Source organism: Pseudoalteromonas sp. US3C1004 (assembly GCF_048401065.1).
In the GTDB taxonomy this organism is placed as follows: domain Bacteria; phylum Pseudomonadota; class Gammaproteobacteria; order Enterobacterales; family Alteromonadaceae; genus Pseudoalteromonas; species Pseudoalteromonas undina.
The window spans coordinates 2,846,500-2,862,440 of record NZ_CP183073.1; the positions used below are offsets into that span (position 1 = coordinate 2,846,500).

Annotated in this window: 13 protein-coding genes; 1 reads left to right on the top strand and 12 read right to left on the bottom strand. The window is 41.0% G+C overall.

The features are described 5' to 3' along the window. Positions 1–108 precede the first annotated feature (108 nt). Complete coding sequence (locus ACNSN3_RS13290; RefSeq protein ID WP_418607703.1) at positions 109–1,356, bottom strand: glutamate-5-semialdehyde dehydrogenase; 1,248 nt, start codon at positions 1,354–1,356, stop codon at positions 109–111. Beyond that, positions 1,353–2,459: a glutamate 5-kinase gene (gene proB / locus ACNSN3_RS13295; protein ID WP_010391693.1), complete on the bottom strand. Its 1,107-nt coding sequence runs from the start codon at positions 2,457–2,459 to the stop codon at positions 1,353–1,355. The genes ACNSN3_RS13290 and proB overlap by 4 nt, the downstream gene beginning before the upstream one ends. A gap of 864 nt (positions 2,460–3,323) precedes the next feature. Here proB and ACNSN3_RS13300 point away from each other — a divergent pair. After that, positions 3,324–5,186, top strand: coding sequence for a cation:proton antiporter (locus ACNSN3_RS13300; RefSeq protein ID WP_075169923.1), 1,863 nt, complete (start codon positions 3,324–3,326; stop codon positions 5,184–5,186). A 39-nt stretch (positions 5,187–5,225) separates the two neighbouring features. On the opposite strand, the gene ACNSN3_RS13305 is transcribed toward ACNSN3_RS13300, so the two are convergent. The 10 genes from ACNSN3_RS13305 to tsaE all read right to left on the bottom strand — a co-directional run bounded on the left by ACNSN3_RS13305 (position 5,226) and on the right by tsaE (position 15,940). Beyond that, positions 5,226–5,864, bottom strand: a complete 639-nt coding sequence (locus tag ACNSN3_RS13305; protein ID WP_054202658.1) for a tetratricopeptide repeat protein — start codon at positions 5,862–5,864, stop codon at positions 5,226–5,228. A 124-nt stretch (positions 5,865–5,988) separates the two neighbouring features. After that, the gene (locus ACNSN3_RS13310) at positions 5,989–7,302 is read right to left on the bottom strand and encodes an adenylosuccinate synthase (protein WP_010391689.1); all 1,314 of its coding nucleotides are present in this window, start codon (positions 7,300–7,302) and stop codon (positions 5,989–5,991) included. Positions 7,303–7,510: 208 nt separating this feature from the next. Then, the gene (hflC, locus tag ACNSN3_RS13315) at positions 7,511–8,389 is read right to left on the bottom strand and encodes a protease modulator HflC (protein ID WP_010391687.1); all 879 of its coding nucleotides are present in this window, start codon (positions 8,387–8,389) and stop codon (positions 7,511–7,513) included. Between the two features lie 5 nt (positions 8,390–8,394). Continuing rightward, entirely contained in the window at positions 8,395–9,564 is a 1,170-nt protein-coding gene (gene hflK, locus ACNSN3_RS13320) for an FtsH protease activity modulator HflK (RefSeq protein ID WP_010391686.1), read from the bottom strand. 106 nt (positions 9,565–9,670) lie between these two features. Then, a complete protein-coding gene (hflX, locus tag ACNSN3_RS13325; protein ID WP_193049334.1) occupies positions 9,671–10,954 on the bottom strand; it encodes a ribosome rescue GTPase HflX in 1,284 nt (427 codons plus the stop codon). 16 nt (positions 10,955–10,970) lie between these two features. Beyond that, positions 10,971–11,234, bottom strand: a complete 264-nt coding sequence (gene hfq / locus ACNSN3_RS13330; RefSeq protein WP_008113494.1) for an RNA chaperone Hfq — start codon at positions 11,232–11,234, stop codon at positions 10,971–10,973. A gap of 81 nt (positions 11,235–11,315) precedes the next feature. Next, complete coding sequence (miaA, locus tag ACNSN3_RS13335; RefSeq protein WP_054202670.1) at positions 11,316–12,233, bottom strand: tRNA (adenosine(37)-N6)-dimethylallyltransferase MiaA; 918 nt, start codon at positions 12,231–12,233, stop codon at positions 11,316–11,318. A gap of 10 nt (positions 12,234–12,243) precedes the next feature. Next, entirely contained in the window at positions 12,244–14,070 is a 1,827-nt protein-coding gene (mutL, locus tag ACNSN3_RS13340; RefSeq protein WP_418607708.1) for a DNA mismatch repair endonuclease MutL, read from the bottom strand. 30 nt (positions 14,071–14,100) lie between these two features. Then, positions 14,101–15,444, bottom strand: a complete 1,344-nt coding sequence (locus tag ACNSN3_RS13345; RefSeq protein WP_418607709.1) for an N-acetylmuramoyl-L-alanine amidase — start codon at positions 15,442–15,444, stop codon at positions 14,101–14,103. 28 nt (positions 15,445–15,472) lie between these two features. Continuing rightward, positions 15,473–15,940, bottom strand: a complete 468-nt coding sequence (gene tsaE / locus ACNSN3_RS13350) for a tRNA (adenosine(37)-N6)-threonylcarbamoyltransferase complex ATPase subunit type 1 TsaE (RefSeq protein ID WP_021033095.1) — start codon at positions 15,938–15,940, stop codon at positions 15,473–15,475. Position 15,941: the final 1 nt, after the last annotated feature.

A 15,941-nucleotide genomic window follows, 5' to 3' on the forward strand; every position in this document is an offset into this window, starting at 1 on the left:
TTTGTATTTTTTAATCTCTTTGTTTGCTTAAGTGTTTAATTTTGCTAAATCGAGATCAAAAATGCCGAGCAAAGCCCGGCATTTTTATTATTTATTGAGTTGGGTTAGTTATTCGCGAACTTGACCAACACCATTCACTAAATATTTTTCAGTGGTTAATGACTCAAGTCCCATAGGGCCATAAGCATGTAACTTAGTCGTTGCAATACCAATCTCTGCACCTAAGCCTAGTTGTGAGCCATCAGAAAAGCGTGATGACGCATTAACCATAACAACCGACGCATCAACACTACGTTGGAATAACTCTGCCGCCGCATCGTCCTTAGTACAGATAACTTCAGTATGATTTGAACCGAATTGAGCAATGTGCTCAACGGCTGCATCAAAACTTGGCACAATACGAATTGCTAACTCTAAGTCTAAGTACTCTTCACCAAATTCATTATCAGCAAGTACAGTGGCATTATCAAAATATTCAGCCGCTTTGGCGTCAGCATTAATTTTTACACCTTCTTGACGAAGTACAACTGCACACAGATTTAAAAACTCATCAGCTACATCTTGGTGTACCACTAAACCCTCAAGTGCATTACATACACCAGTACGCTGAGTCTTACCATTAAGCAGTAAATTTAGTGCTACTTCTAAATCAGCATCTTTATCTACATATAAATGACAAACGCCTTTAAAATGCTGAATAACAGGGATTGTGCTGTTTTCAGTAACATAGTTAATTAGGCCTTCACCACCACGAGGGATGATTAAGTCAATGCTATCGCGTTGTTGCATCAATTCCATTAGTAAAGCACGGTCAGGATCAGGAATCACTGAAATTAGCGCAGTTGGTAGACCATGTTTTGTAAGCACGCTATGCATTACACTGGCAATGGCTTGTGAGCTTTTCAGCGCTTCTTTACCACCGCGTAAAATAACACCGTTACCTGACTTAAAGCACAATGCACCTGCGTCAGCCGTTACATTAGGACGCGCTTCATAAATCATACATACTACGCCAAGTGGTACACGCATTTTACGAATTTTAATACCATTTGGGCGTTCAGTAATGTCACGTAACTGGCCAACAGGATCATCTAATGAAACAATCACTTCGATACCCTCGGCCATGGCTTCAATACGCTCATCATTCAATGTTAAACGGTCAATCATTGATGCTGCTAAATTATTGTCGCGTGCTGCGCTTAGGTCACTTTCATTTTCTTTGATTATAAATTCTTTTTGCTTTCTTAATGCCGCTGCCATATCGGTTAACACTTTGTTTTTAGTCTCGGTATCGAGTAAAGCAAGTGTATGTGCAGCCTTTGCTGCCTGGCGTGATATATCCGTAATTAAACTCATGACTTCTCCAATAATGCGATATCTTTTTCTGAAATAATTGGTCCAATTGAATCCTGCATTTTTTCGCTGAATTCACTCTGCTCGTTATCTGCAATAAAGTTTAACAAGCAGCTACTGTAATTTGCTGTGGCTTTAGCTAAACGCGTACCATCTTCACTGCGAACTAAGATAGTATCGCCCACAGCAAACTCGCCATGTACTTCTCTGATCTCATCGCCACGTAAGCAACCGTCTTCACCTTCTAATGAGTCATCAAATGACCCTTCAACAACGACTTCCCCTTGCTCATTGGCGGTATGTGTCATCCAGTGAATAGAATCTTGCATTGGTTTTTCATAAGGCAAGAATACGCTACCTGGGTTTTCACCGGCTAACAAGCGAGTAAAGGTTTCTTCTTTAAAGCCATTAATAATGTAAGTTGCAATACCATGTGAAGTGGCTTTCTCTGCCGCTTCAATCTTGGTTTTCATACCACCTGTACCTACCGCACTGGTAGCACATCCTGCCATAGCATAAATAGAATCATCAATTGATTTTATTTCAGGCAATAATACGGCATCGTCATGCAGATTTGGGTTTTTATCATACAAGCCATCTACATCAGAGAAAATCATTAATGCATCTGCATCAGCGGCTGCTGCAACCATGGCTGATAAATTATCGTTATCACCCACTTTTAAATCATCTGTTGTTACTGCATCATTTTCATTAATGATAGGTAGCACGCCGTGTTCTAGCAATGTAAATACGGTTTCACGGATACTCTGGTAACGCTCACGGTCACGTAAATCACCATGAGTTAATAATAGCTGTGCTGATGGAAAATCAAAGAAACGATCCCACATGGCCATCATTTCTGTTTGCCCTGCTGCAGCCATCGCTTTTTTCATTACCACTGAACGAGGTTGGTCTGATGGAAATAAATGTGAGCCAGCCGCTACAGAACCAGATGAAACTAAAATAACCTCAATTCCACGTGCGCGACAGCGGACAATAAACTGTGCGATGGTTAATAAATAACGTGAACGACAGCCATCTTGATCGGGTGCAATTAAGGCACTGCCCACTTTAAGTACGATACGTCGCCAATTTAACTTTTGCATAAGTGCTCAACTTTCCATTTAATTTGTATTCATCACATAGATGAATGAAACCAGGTCGCCATGTTTATAAACACAGCGTCGAATTTATTTATCATTGCCCACACTTTTTACACACACGTACACCGTCTCTAAAACTAGCGTTTTAAATTGAGATGCAAAAAATAAATAGTATTAACCCAATAAATAAATCGGATCGTACTAACTAAAAAAATATAAAGTGTTGTTTATGTATCGCTGTAAAAAGCTGTGTGCGGCCTTTTTATTAACAACATACATAGAGCCTCTTAAGTCTGGTACACCAACAGATAGGGTGATGACTTAAGGACCGAGATTTAATCGCCACGATGGGGATTAAATATTGAAAGGTAATAGTTCAACTCAAACTTTTATTTATCTGCATTGAGCAAATAAACACTTTGAGCAAAACCATACCAAAGAGTACGGTAAATGATATTGTGTGTTCAAATATAACAAAACAAAGCAAAAACAATCAGTAAGAGAGTTAAGATGTTTATATCTAACATAATCTAGTATTTAAACTACAAACTTGATTAGATAACTAATTATTCGAACACGAAGTATAATACGTTAAAGTAGCTGCTTAGATCAAGGCTAAAATTCAAGCTGAATAGGTCGACACTACTAAAGCTAGTGTTTTTTGTATTAAGTATCATGCGGTTAGACTACTATAAATATGAATTATATAGACTATAAATTTGATAACATTTTAGAAAATGGCGTTAACACTAAATAAATAAGTATTATTTATTAGCTAAATTGAATTTACACGTGTATACCCACTGTATTACTGGTAGGTAACAGTTATACTTTTAAACATTATTAATATTAAGGAGTTTTTACTCTATGTCAGCAATTTATATAGCCGGTATTGCATTGTGTTCGGTGCTAGCCCAATGGGTCGCCTGGGCGTTCAGAGTACCCGCTATTCTGTTTTTGTTGCTTACTGGGCTTTTATTAGGGCCATTTAGTGGCGTATTAGACCCAGATGCCTTATTAGGCGATTTACTTTTTCCTGTGGTGTCTTTAAGCGTTGCTGTGATTTTATTTGAAGGGTCATTAACACTACATTTTCGGGAGCTTAAAGGGATCAGTAAAGTCGTAAGAAACCTCTGCTCTATTGGTATGCTTATGACCTGTGTCGTTATTAGCTTAAGTGCCTATTGGTTATTAGAGTTAAATTGGCGAGTCGCAGCAGTGCTTGGCGCTGTGCTTGTTGTAACCGGACCAACGGTTATTGCGCCACTGCTTAACTCAATGCGACCCACTCAAGATATTGACCGTATTTTACGCTGGGAAGGCATAGTCATAGACCCTATTGGCGCTTTATTTGCGGTATTAGTATTTGAAGCTGTGATGTTAGTTGGCCAAGGTGAAGTACTTAGTCACACTATAATTGCACTAGTTAAAACCGTTGGGGTTGGTTTAAGTATTGGTGTGGTTTCGGGTTGGATCACAACGCAACTGATGCGCCGCGAATGGTTGCCATTTGAGCTACATAAATTTGGCATTTTAGCGTTAGTGTTAATTAGCTTTTCGATTTCAAACCATTTAAGTCATGAGTCAGGATTATTGGCCGTGACTGTATTTGGTATTTGGTTAGCTAATCAAGATGACCTAGAAATAGATTCGGTGCTTGAGTTTAAAGAAGATCTGTCGATGATTTTGATCTCAACCTTGTTTATTTTACTCGCTGCCAGATTACAACTATCTGACTTAATGATGCTCGACAGCGATGTATTTATATTTTTAGCTATTGTGCTATTTATTGCGCGCCCGTTGTGTATTGCTATTTCAACCTTTGGCACCGATTTACCAATGAAGTCTCGCTTGGTGCTGGCTTGGATTGCGCCTCGCGGTATAGTTGCTGCAGCCGTAGGCTCTGTATTTGCGTTAAGTATGATAGAAGCCGGTGTAGCCGATGCTGAGAAAATGGTGCCATTGATATTCACGGTTATTATCGTCACTGTGGTACTGCAAAGCTTAACGGCTATCCCTGTTGCTAAGTTGCTAGGGGTGCGCCAGCCCTCCCCTAATACTATTTTAATTATTGGTGCCAACCATGTATCTCGTGCTATTGCTCGTGGTTTAAAGGAACAAAACATTCCCGTTCACTTATCAGATCCTGCTTGGGAAAACTGTAAAATGGCACGTATGGATGGTTTGCCTTGTTATTACGGTAATCCACAATCTGAGCATGCTGAACGCTATTTACCTTTAACCACTATTCGCAGTGTTTTAGCGCTTTCACCTAATCGTCATCATAACGCATTAGGGGTGCAGTATTTTTCTCATTTATTGAATGAAAAAAATGTATTTTCACTACGCTCATCTTCATCACATGCTAAAGCAAATAAAGACAGCGCGACGTTCTTATCACGACAAATTCTGTTTGGTGAAAACGGAGCATATGCACGCTTAAGCAGCGTTATTGCCAAAGGCGGTAAAGTGAGTGCAACACGAATATCTGAAGAATTTAGCTGGCAGCAGTATTTAGAAATGAACCCTGAAGCAATTCCACTGTTTATTCTCAAAGGGGATAAAGACAGTGATGAAGACGCTCCAGTGAAAATGAGGCCTTTTACTAGTGACATGGAAAAGCCACCACAAGAAGGCGAGCGAGTGATTGCATTACAGCCGCCTAAAATATCGGTATTAAAAGATCCTGCCAATAACAAAGCCAAAGACAATAAAAAAGACGAGTCATAACTAAAAAAAACGAGAGTGCGGCAAAACACTCTCGCTTTTTTACATAGGTAAGCGCGCGCGGGTAACGACACTGGCTGGCATTTTTTCAGCAAGTTTAGTTAATGCTCGCTCTATTTTTTTATGTGTCGCTTTATCAGCTACCGTGGTGTTAAACAACCAACGATAAGCATCTTCAAAATCTCTTGGACTACCATAACCTTGATTAAACAAACCAACTAATCGTAACTGCGCTTTTAAATTGCCTTGCGCTGACGCCTCACGTAAGTAGGTTATTGCCATGGTTTTGTCTTTTTGGACCAACTGCCCAACGTCGTAGTAGCGACCTAGTTGCTCTAATGCAGCCGCTAAGCCCTGCTCAGCCGCTTTTTTCATGTAATACACACCTAAAGCAACATCGCGCTCAACACACACTTTATAAGCGAGCATATCACCGTATAGGAATTGATATGATGGCAATGCCATTTTATTGGCTCGCGCTTCTATATCTTGCACTAACTGGCAATTATCTGCCTTTACGCGCGCTAGATGAGTGTTCTCATTAATTAAAGCTATTAACTCAGATTCAGTATACAGCGGCACAGCTGCAGGGCTTTCTTCAGCTAAGCTATTGCTTATATTAAATAAAGAAAGTGTAAGTAGTGATAATGACCACACTGAGCAACGAGAAGATAAACGCATATTAACCACTTTAAAAATAAACTTACCAAATAATATACAAAGATCGTTCCACTATTAATAGCGTCACTTTTCTGCAGACATAAAAAAAGCTGCACATGGCAGCTTTTTTTCAACTTAAACCCAATTATGCAAATGGGCTACGAAGTATCATCGTTTCAACACGATCAGGACCTGTAGAGATAATATCAACAGGTACGCCTGTGATTTCTTCAATACGTTTGATGTAATCAATTGCCGCTTTAGGTAAGCCTTCAAGCGATGTTACACCCACTGTATTTTCAGACCAGCCAGGCATTTCTTCGTATACTGGCGTTACTTTATCGTAACCTTCAGCTGCTAATGGCGTCACGTTAGTCACAGTACCATCTTCAAGCTTATAACCAGTACAGATTTTAAGTGTTTCTAAACCATCTAAAACGTCAAGTTTAGTTAAACAAAATCCTGAAATGCTGTTGATTTGAACTGCACGGCGCATAGCCACTGCATCTAACCAACCTGTACGACGTAAACGACCTGTAGTAGCACCAAACTCATGGCCTTTGTCACCTAAATGCTTACCGACTGGGTCTTGCTTATCAAGGCCGTCGTAAAGCTCTGTAGGGAAAGGACCTGAACCTACACGTGTTGTGTACGCTTTAATGATACCTAGCACATAATCAAGGTGTAATGGGCCAAAACCCGCACCTGTAGCAACGCCACCAGCGGTGGTGTTTGAAGATGTTACATAAGGGTAAGTACCATGATCGATATCAAGTAGTGTACCTTGAGCACCTTCAAATAAGATGTTGTCACCGGCGTTACGCGTTTGATCTAAAAGCTCAGTTACATCAACTACCATTGCTTTTAAAATATCAGCAACAGCCATTGCATCATCAAACGTTTTTTGGAAGTCAACAGCGTCTACTTTGTAGTAGTTAACTAATGTGAAGTTGTGGTATTCCAATACTTCTTTTAACTTAGTAGCAAATAATTCAGGATTGAATAAATCACCAACACGTAAACCACGACGTGCTACTTTATCTTCGTACGCTGGACCGATACCACGACCCGTTGTACCGATTGGTTTATCGCCACGCGCAGTTTCGCGAGCTACATCTAATGCAACATGGAAAGGCAATATTAGCGGACATGCTTCACTGATTAAAAGACGTTCACGTACAGGTACGCCACGCTCTTCAAGCATGCCAATTTCTTTCATTAGCGCTTCTGGTGATAAAACAACACCATTACCAATCACACATTTAACATTGTCACGTAATACACCCGATGGAATAAGGTGTAGAACTGTCTTTTCACCGTCGATCACTAAAGTATGGCCTGCGTTATGACCACCTTGATAACGAACTACTAAAGATGCTTTATCTGTAAGGAGGTCAACTACCTTACCCTTACCTTCGTCACCCCATTGGGTGCCTAGTACAACAACGTTTTTACCCATTGCAAATTCACTTAGAGAAAATTAGGACGAGATTTTACCAGAAAACTAAAGCAATGTTCACCCCGTTTAGCTTATTTTTTCCTCGTGCGGGTAGTAAACATCAGTGTTTCGTTAATAATCACATAAATAACAGTCATTTATAAACTTAAAATTCAGATAACAAAAAGCCCTGCAATTGCAGGGCTTTCAAGTTTAACTAAAGCTATGATTACTGAGCTTTCGCGCCTTTCATGTATTGGAAGAAGTCGCTATCCGGTGATAACACCATCACGTCTTGCTTGCCTTTGAAAGTTTGTTTGTAAGCTTCTAAAGAGCGGACAAAGCTAAAGAACTCAGGGTCTTTATTGTAAGCACTAGCGTAAATCGCAGCAGCGTCAGCATCACCTTGACCACGAACAGAACGAGCATTACGTTCGGCGTCGGCAAGCATTACTGTTACGCGACGGTCAACGCCTGCACGAATTGTTTCTGCTTTTTCCTGACCTTCAGAGCGGTGCTCTTTAGCAACTGCAGTACGCTCAGCGCGCATACGTTGATAAATAGAGCTACTCACCTCTTGTGGTAAGTTAATTTGCTTAACACGCACATCAAGTACTTCAATACCCAGCTCACTAGCACTTTCAGATGCTTGTACTAACGCTTCTTCCATCAGCTCGCTACGCTCACCAGATACAATTTCACGAATAGTACGCGTACCAAAGTTAGTACGTAGGCCATTATTTACTTTTTGCTTAAGCAGTGTTTCAGCGTATTGCTTGTCACCACGTGCACGCAGGTAGAAAGAGCTAAAATCGTTTACGCGCCATTTTACAAACGAATCAACGATTAAGTCTTTTTTCTCGCTAGTTACAAAGCGATCCGGTGTGCCATCTAGTGTTTGAATACGTGCATCAATACGACGTACTTGACTAAAAAATGGGACTTTTAAGTGTAGACCTGGGCCATAAACTACTGCCTCATCGTCGCTGTCTTTTTGCACTTTACTAAATAAAAGTACAATCGCTTTTTGACCTTCAGAGACCACGAACACCGACGAGAAAGACATCACAATGGCGGCTAATAGGATTACTAAACTAAAGTTTTTCATTGCTCTTATCTCCCGTCGTTAAAGCGATCATTGTTAAAGCGATCGTTACCACTATTAACAGTGCTGTTGCGTGACGTATTTACCTTGTTACGTAAATCGTTTATATCGCTTGAGCTAGGTAAAGCAATACGTGTTGATGAACCCTGTTTTTCCATGATTTTATCAAGTGGTAGGTACATCATGTTGTTGCCGCCTTTAACATCAACCAACACTTTAGAGCTATTACCTAACACTTCTTGCATCGTGTCTATGTATAAACGCTCACGTGTTACTTCTTTAGCTGCTTGGTATTCTGGAAGTAATTTCTCAAAACGGGCCACTTCACCTTGCGCTTCTAAAGTAATACGTTCTTGGTAACCTTCAGCTTCTTGCGTCATACGAGTCACTTGACCACGCGCACGCGGTTCAATTTCACGGGCATACGCTTCTGCTTCACGAATAAAGCGTTGCTCATCCTCTTGGGCCGCAATTGCATCATCAAACGCATCTTTAACTTCCATTGGTGGACGAGAGTCCTTGAAGTTAACGTCAGTTACGATTAAACCTAAGTTGTAAGGTTCGATGATTTGATTTAGCTCATCCCAAGTATTTTGACGTACAACTTCACGGCCGTTTGTCAGTACTTGGTCCATTTTTGAATGGCCAACAACATAACGCAGCGCACTATCTAATGCTTCTTCAAGGCTGCTGTCAGCGTTAGTGACACTAAACTTGTACAAGTAAGGGTCGATTACTCGATACTGTACTTCAAATTCAACGCTTACTACGTTTTCATCTTCGGTTAGCATAAAACCTGATGCTGATAACGAGCGAACAGCTTCGATATCGACTGGAATAACCGTTTCAACAAAGGTCATTTTCCAACGCAAGCCAGGATCTGCAATTCGGTCAAACTTACCAAATTGAAGAACGACGCCGCGCTCAGCTTCTTTCACCGTATAAATACCGCTTAACGCCCATACAATTGCAGCGATAATAAGTACAAATGAAATACCGGCTCCGCCAAGTCCACCGCCGCTACCATTGCCGGATTTTTTACCGCCAAATAAGCCGTTAAACTTGTTACTGAATTTGCGGAACACCTCGTCTAAATCAGGTGGGCCTTGATCACGTCCGCCTTTGTTATTCCACGGATCTTTGTCATTGCCATTATTACCCGGTTCATTCCAGGCCATAGCTATACTCCATTGTTATCTAAATAAATTCGGAAATTGTGTTAAATCTAACAAATCTTCTGCGTTTCTTATACTAAAACCGACATTAATCTTGCAGTTTTTAATCTCAGCTAATAAAACTTTCAATTTCAGGGCCAAAATCTTTAATTAAACGGTTCCACTCAATCACAGGCAATCGTACATCAAGCAACCAATTACCTTGTTCATCAAACCGCTCATTGTGTACTGCACTTAAATTAAATAGTGATGCTCTTAAACGCCCATATTGTGGTGCGAGTAATAACGTTTCATTAAGCATTTGCTTAGCGAGTAAATCGCTAATAGCTTCACTAAGTAATTCACAGCCTTCGCCAGTTTTTGCAGATAGCCATACCCTTATAGGTTGGCCCTCGTCATCACGATCAATACGTGGCGTTACCTCATCCAGCGCATCAATTTTATTATAAACTAATAACTGCGGTACCTCGTCGGCTTCAATTTCTTTGAGGACTTCTTGTACCTGTTCAATATTTTCTTTTCGGCGAGGGTCGGCTACATCTATCACATGCAGTTGTAAATCGGCTTCACGCGTCTCGGTCAGAGTTGCTTTAAATGCAGCCACCAAATCATGCGGTAAGTGTCGAATAAACCCTACAGTATCGGCTAAAATAACAGAACCAACATCACCAATATCGAGTTTACGCAGTGTTGGATCTAGTGTGGCGAATAACTGATCGGCTGCATATACATCTGAATCGGTAATATAATTAAACAGTGTTGATTTTCCGGCATTAGTGTAACCCACCAGCGACACTGTTGGAATTTCATTGCGCGTACGAGCACGTCGACCTTGTTCACGCTGTACAGCGACTTTAGCAAGTCGAGCACGAATATTTTTAATACGTGCACGCAATAAACGTCGATCGGTTTCTAGCTGAGTTTCACCCGGACCACGTAAGCCTATCCCCCCTTTTTGACGCTCAAGGTGGGTCCAACCACGAATTAAACGTGTAGACATGTGGCGAAGCTGAGCCAGCTCTACTTGGAGTTTACCTTCATGAGTTCGGGCACGCTGAGCAAAAATATCAAGAATAAGTGTTGTTCTATCAAGTACCCGACATTGACAAACACGCTCTAAATTGCGTTCTTGAGACGGGCTCAACTGATGGTTAAAAATGACAACATCGGCATTGTGGATTTTGACAATTTCAGCTATTTCTTCCGCTTTGCCGGTACCGACAAATAGTTTGGGATGTGGTGCTTGACGGCTGCCTTGCACAACCGCCAAACTACTAACACCAGCAGAAGATACCAACATTTCTAATTCATGAAGATCTTCGCGATCCCCATCTTTAGGTAAGTCGATATGGACTAAAATTGCCTGTTCGCCAGATTCATAGCGGTCAAACAAGCATTACGCTCCTAATTTAAAAGTTTCCTGGTTCAGTTTCTTCAGTGTCTTCATTTCCCTGTACACCTTGGAAGTTGACTGCGCGTGCAGGTACAACTGTTGAAATTGCATGTTTATACACCATTTGATTAACAGTGTTTTCCAGTAAAATTACAAATTGGTCAAATGACTGAATTTTACCTTGTAATTTTATGCCATTTACCAAAAAAATTGATACTGGAATGCGCTCGCGGCGTAATGCATTTAAAAATGGGTCTTGTAACGATTGGCCTTTTGCCATGTTATTATTCCTTCGTTCTAGGTGTTATTATAATTAAGTGGCTGAACTAATTTAATAAAGCTAAATTTTGTCCAGCTACTACTAGCTTAGCGAACTTACTACACGATGCAAGTTTTCTTCATCACCGGTTGTTAACCACGTAACGTCAGGCCAACTTCTTAACCACGTTAATTGACGCTTAGCCAATTGACGAGTGGCAGCAATACCGCGAAAAACCATTTCATCATGGTCTATTTCACCCGCAAGGTAATCCCACATCTGTCTATAACCTACACAACGAATAGAAGGCATATTGGGATGTAAATCCTCACGTAGATATAGGGTCGAAACTTCTTTTTCAAACCCCTGTTCAATCATTATTTTAAACCTTTCTGCAATTCGCTGATGTAACTCTTTACGATCATCTGGAGCAATAGCAAATTGATGAAAAGTATAAGGTAAAGGTGGCTGTTTTTGCTTTTGCAATTCAGTCATTGTTTTACCTGTTATACGGTAAACCTCTAAAGCGCGATTAATTCGTTGTGAATCATTTTCACTCATCTTTTTCGCAGCTTGTGGATCTACTTTTAATAGCTCTTGATATAAATGTGGCCAACCGTACTGTTTCGCCTGTACTTCAAGCTCAGCTCTTATCTGCTCATCAGCCTCTGGTAGAGGGGATAACCCATCAATAAGGGCTTTAAAGTACATCATTGTACCTCCAACCAGTACAGGCACTTTACCTTGTTGATGAAATTTATCAATTTTTTCTATCGCATCGCGTCTAAAATCAGCTACTGAATAGGTTTCGCTTGGGTCGAGTAAATCAATTAGGTGATGGGGTGCACGTGCTAGTTCGTCGGCATCCGGTTTAGCGGTACCAATATCCATACCTTTATAAACCAGTGCCGAATCAACACTGATAATTTCAGTATTTAAATGCTCACACAGTGAAATTGCCAATGCTGTTTTACCAGCAGCGGTGGGGCCCATTAAAAATATGACCGGTAAATTACTCAACACGAATACCCTAATTAAATTGCGCTAGATAAGACTTTAGATCTATTTTAACTGCTTTTTCACGTAAACGTTCAATTGTTTGCGCATTATTTTGTAAGCGAGTTTGCTGTACTGCAAAGGCTTTACTGGCATAGAACCGTGTAGGTATTACATTTACCTGCCACGCTAGCCACTGATCAATACTTTCTAACTGAGCTTTACACCCATCAAGTAAGGCATCTACCGCGGTACTCACGTCAAGTAAGTACAAGCAAACAGGCAACTTCTTAACCATAACAAATTGTTTTTCAATTAAAAGTTCAAAGCCAAGCAAAGTAAACCATGATTGTTGCGTAGCCAGCAGTTCGATATCTTGTTTTGAGACATTGACCCGTACGGGTAATAACAATGCTTTGCCCTCAAGGCTGCCTTGCTCTTTAATTTGTGCAAGCCAATCATCCGCTAGCGCATATTTAAAGTGTGAACAATAAAGTTGGTTTTCATCATTAAACACACAAGCGCCCTGTTCAATGGTTATTATATCGACAGTACGAAGCGCTGTATCTGATACTTGAGTCTCATCTGATTGCACAAATGGTGCTGGATTATCAAAGTGATGTGCTTGCTGCTCACTCACTCCTTGATAAAACGCATTTACGTCATGGTAATTTCGACTTTCGGCACGTTGTTGATTACCTGTACCTTGAGTTGCACCACTATAAGTTGTGCTATGCGCTAAAGATGACCGACTAGGCTGTAATGACGACTTAGGGTAATCAAACGGTTCACTACTGGTAGTAGTGTGTGCATTAAATGCAGCCACCGGTGGGCTATTATCATTAGCTTCACTGGAGTTTGAAAACTCAGCTTGCAGGGGCACAACAACTTGTTTTATCGCTTGCAAAATAAAGTCGTGTACTAAGCGCCCTTGATGAAAGCGCACCTCATGTTTAGCAGGATGAACGTTTACATCCACTTGACGTGGATCTATATCAATATAAATCACAAACCCGGGTAACTCTTGCTCACCGCTGACTTCTTCAAATGCTTGGCGAATAGCATGCAAAATTAGTTTATCGCGCATCATACGATTATTTACATAGGTGTACTGTGTAGTATTAGCCGAGCCAACCGGGAGCACCCAACCATGTAGTTGCAGCCCTGCTTCACCTGATTGAATATGCAGTCCTTGCTCTGCAAACGCTTTACCCGCCACTTGGGCAACTCGTGTAATCGCTTGAGCAGGTTCGGTTTTAGGACGATACTGACGCACCACTTTTTCGTTATGGGTTAACGTAATTGATACGTCAAAGCGACTCAGTGCAATCCGCTTTATAAGCTCATCAATATGGCTAAACTCAGTTTTTTCGGTACGTAAAAACTTACGCCGTGCTGGGGTATTAAAAAATAAGTCTTTTACTTCAATTGTAGTACCGCTGGGATGTGCCACAGGCTTTACCTCCACGGCCATATCTCGACCTTGTGCAAAGGCTTGCCAAGCGGCTTCTTGCTGTTCGGGCTTTGAGCTTAAGGTTAAGCGAGATACCGAGCTAATAGACGCGAGAGCTTCGCCTCTAAAACCTAAAGAGCAAATATTTTCTAAGTCATCGAGCGACTTTAGTTTACTGGTAGCATGGCGAGAAAGCGCTAATGTGAGCTCCTCTTTTGCAATGCCTGAACCATTATCACGAATTCGAATCAGCTTATGACCACCGCGTTCAATATCTATTTGAATACGTGTCGCACCTGCATCTAGGCTATTTTCTACTAACTCTTTAACCACCGACGCGGGACGCTCAACAACTTCACCCGCCGCAATTTGGTTTGCCAAGCGCGCAGGTAATATTTCAATACTCATAAAAACCTTAAATGTTGTGCGCTTTTAAAATTAACTCTGAGGAATATCAAGTTCCTGGCCAATAAATAGCGTATTTGAACTGAGCTTATTAACCTGTTTTATTTTACTAATACTAACGCCATATCGACCAGCCAACATACTCAGTGATTCCCCCGGACGTACCTTGTGCTTTGTCGGGTATTGAGATTTTAATGACGCAAACAGTGAGTCGTCAGGCGGGTTGCGTAAATAGTAATTTTTAATTGAGGTAAACATCGCTTTCGCCAAACGCTCTTGGTGATTGGCGCTTTTTAGTAGTCGTTCTTCACGAGGATTAGAGATAAACCCAGTTTCAACTAAAATAGACGGAATATCTGGCGACTTCAATACTGCAAGGCTGGCATGTTGCGGTGCCTTTTTGTGCATTTTTGCTACTTTTTTTAATTCTTTTATCACTTCATCTGCAACACTTAGCCCTGTTTTCATGGAATGATCCATCGACATATCAAGCAAGGCTTGTGCTAAGTACTTTTCATTTGCAGCATCTTTAATTACATCGGCAGCACCGCCAAGTAACTCTGAGTGTTTTTCTTTATCCTCAATCCATTTACCAATTTCCGAATTGGCACGTCGCAGCGACAACACCCATACAGAAGCACCATTGGGTCCCGGACTGGTAAACGCATCTGCATGAATAGAGACAAAAAAATCGGCTTTTTTCTGGCGAGCGCGATTAGTTCGTGTATTAAGTTTAACAAAGTAATCGCCACTGCGAACCATACGCGAAATCATGCCTCGCTCAGCATCAATCATGCGCTCTAAACGCTTGGCAATCTGCAAAGTGATGTCTTTTTCGTAAGTACCTGATGGGCCAATGGAACCTGGGTCTTCACCACCATGGCCTGCATCAATGGCAATAACAATGTCGCGTTCTTGGCTTAACTGGCGTTTTTTAGCTGCCGTTTGTGCCGGACTGACCGCCCCTTGAGATTGACTCTTGTCGTATAAGTCGACCACTAACCTGTTTTTATAAGGCCCCGTAGGTGCCAATGCAAATACCACAGGCTTGACCGGTCCGCTTAATTCAAACACTAAACGCACGCTGTGTTTATTTTTAGGTTTTGAGTAGCGTAACTTACTAACTATTTGGTGCTTTGATGGCACACCTGGCAATGTTTTCAACTCATCCGTATTTTCTAAATCAACCACTAAACGACTTGGGTTTTTTAACATAAAGTAACTAAAGTCGGGTTTATCGTCGAGATCAAACACCACCCGTGTGCTATCAGGTGATGGCCAGACACGCACACTATTAATAGTGTTTTGCGCCCACAATGGCAAGCTCACTGTAAAAACCATGAGGTAAATAAAAAGTTTAACTAAACCACGACTCATTTTGATAATCACTGCCTTAACTATTTTATTATCTATTATTTAGTTTTTTGACAATTGCTACACCACGCTCACTCGCACTGTTAATAACAATTTTACGCTCATCACCTACATAACTTAGCGTAGCATTTAGATCGGGAACAGGAATAAATTCTCCGCCTTTTTCCGGCCACTCAACTATACAAGTTGCCGTTTCTGAAAAATAATCGCGAATCCCCATAAATTCAAGCTCTTCTGGGTCACCTAATCGATATAAGTCAAAATGATAAACATTGCCACGTACAAGCTCGTAGGGTTCAACAAGTGTATAAGTGGGACTTTTAACCTTACCTGTATGACCAAAACCTTGCACTATACCGCGAGTAAATGTCGTTTTACCGGCCCCTAAGTCACCATGCAAATAAATAACTGCGCCCTGCTCTATTATGGCAGCTAATTTATTACCCATAGCAACAGTGGCATTTTCATCGACTAAATGAAAATTAAAACTACACGACATG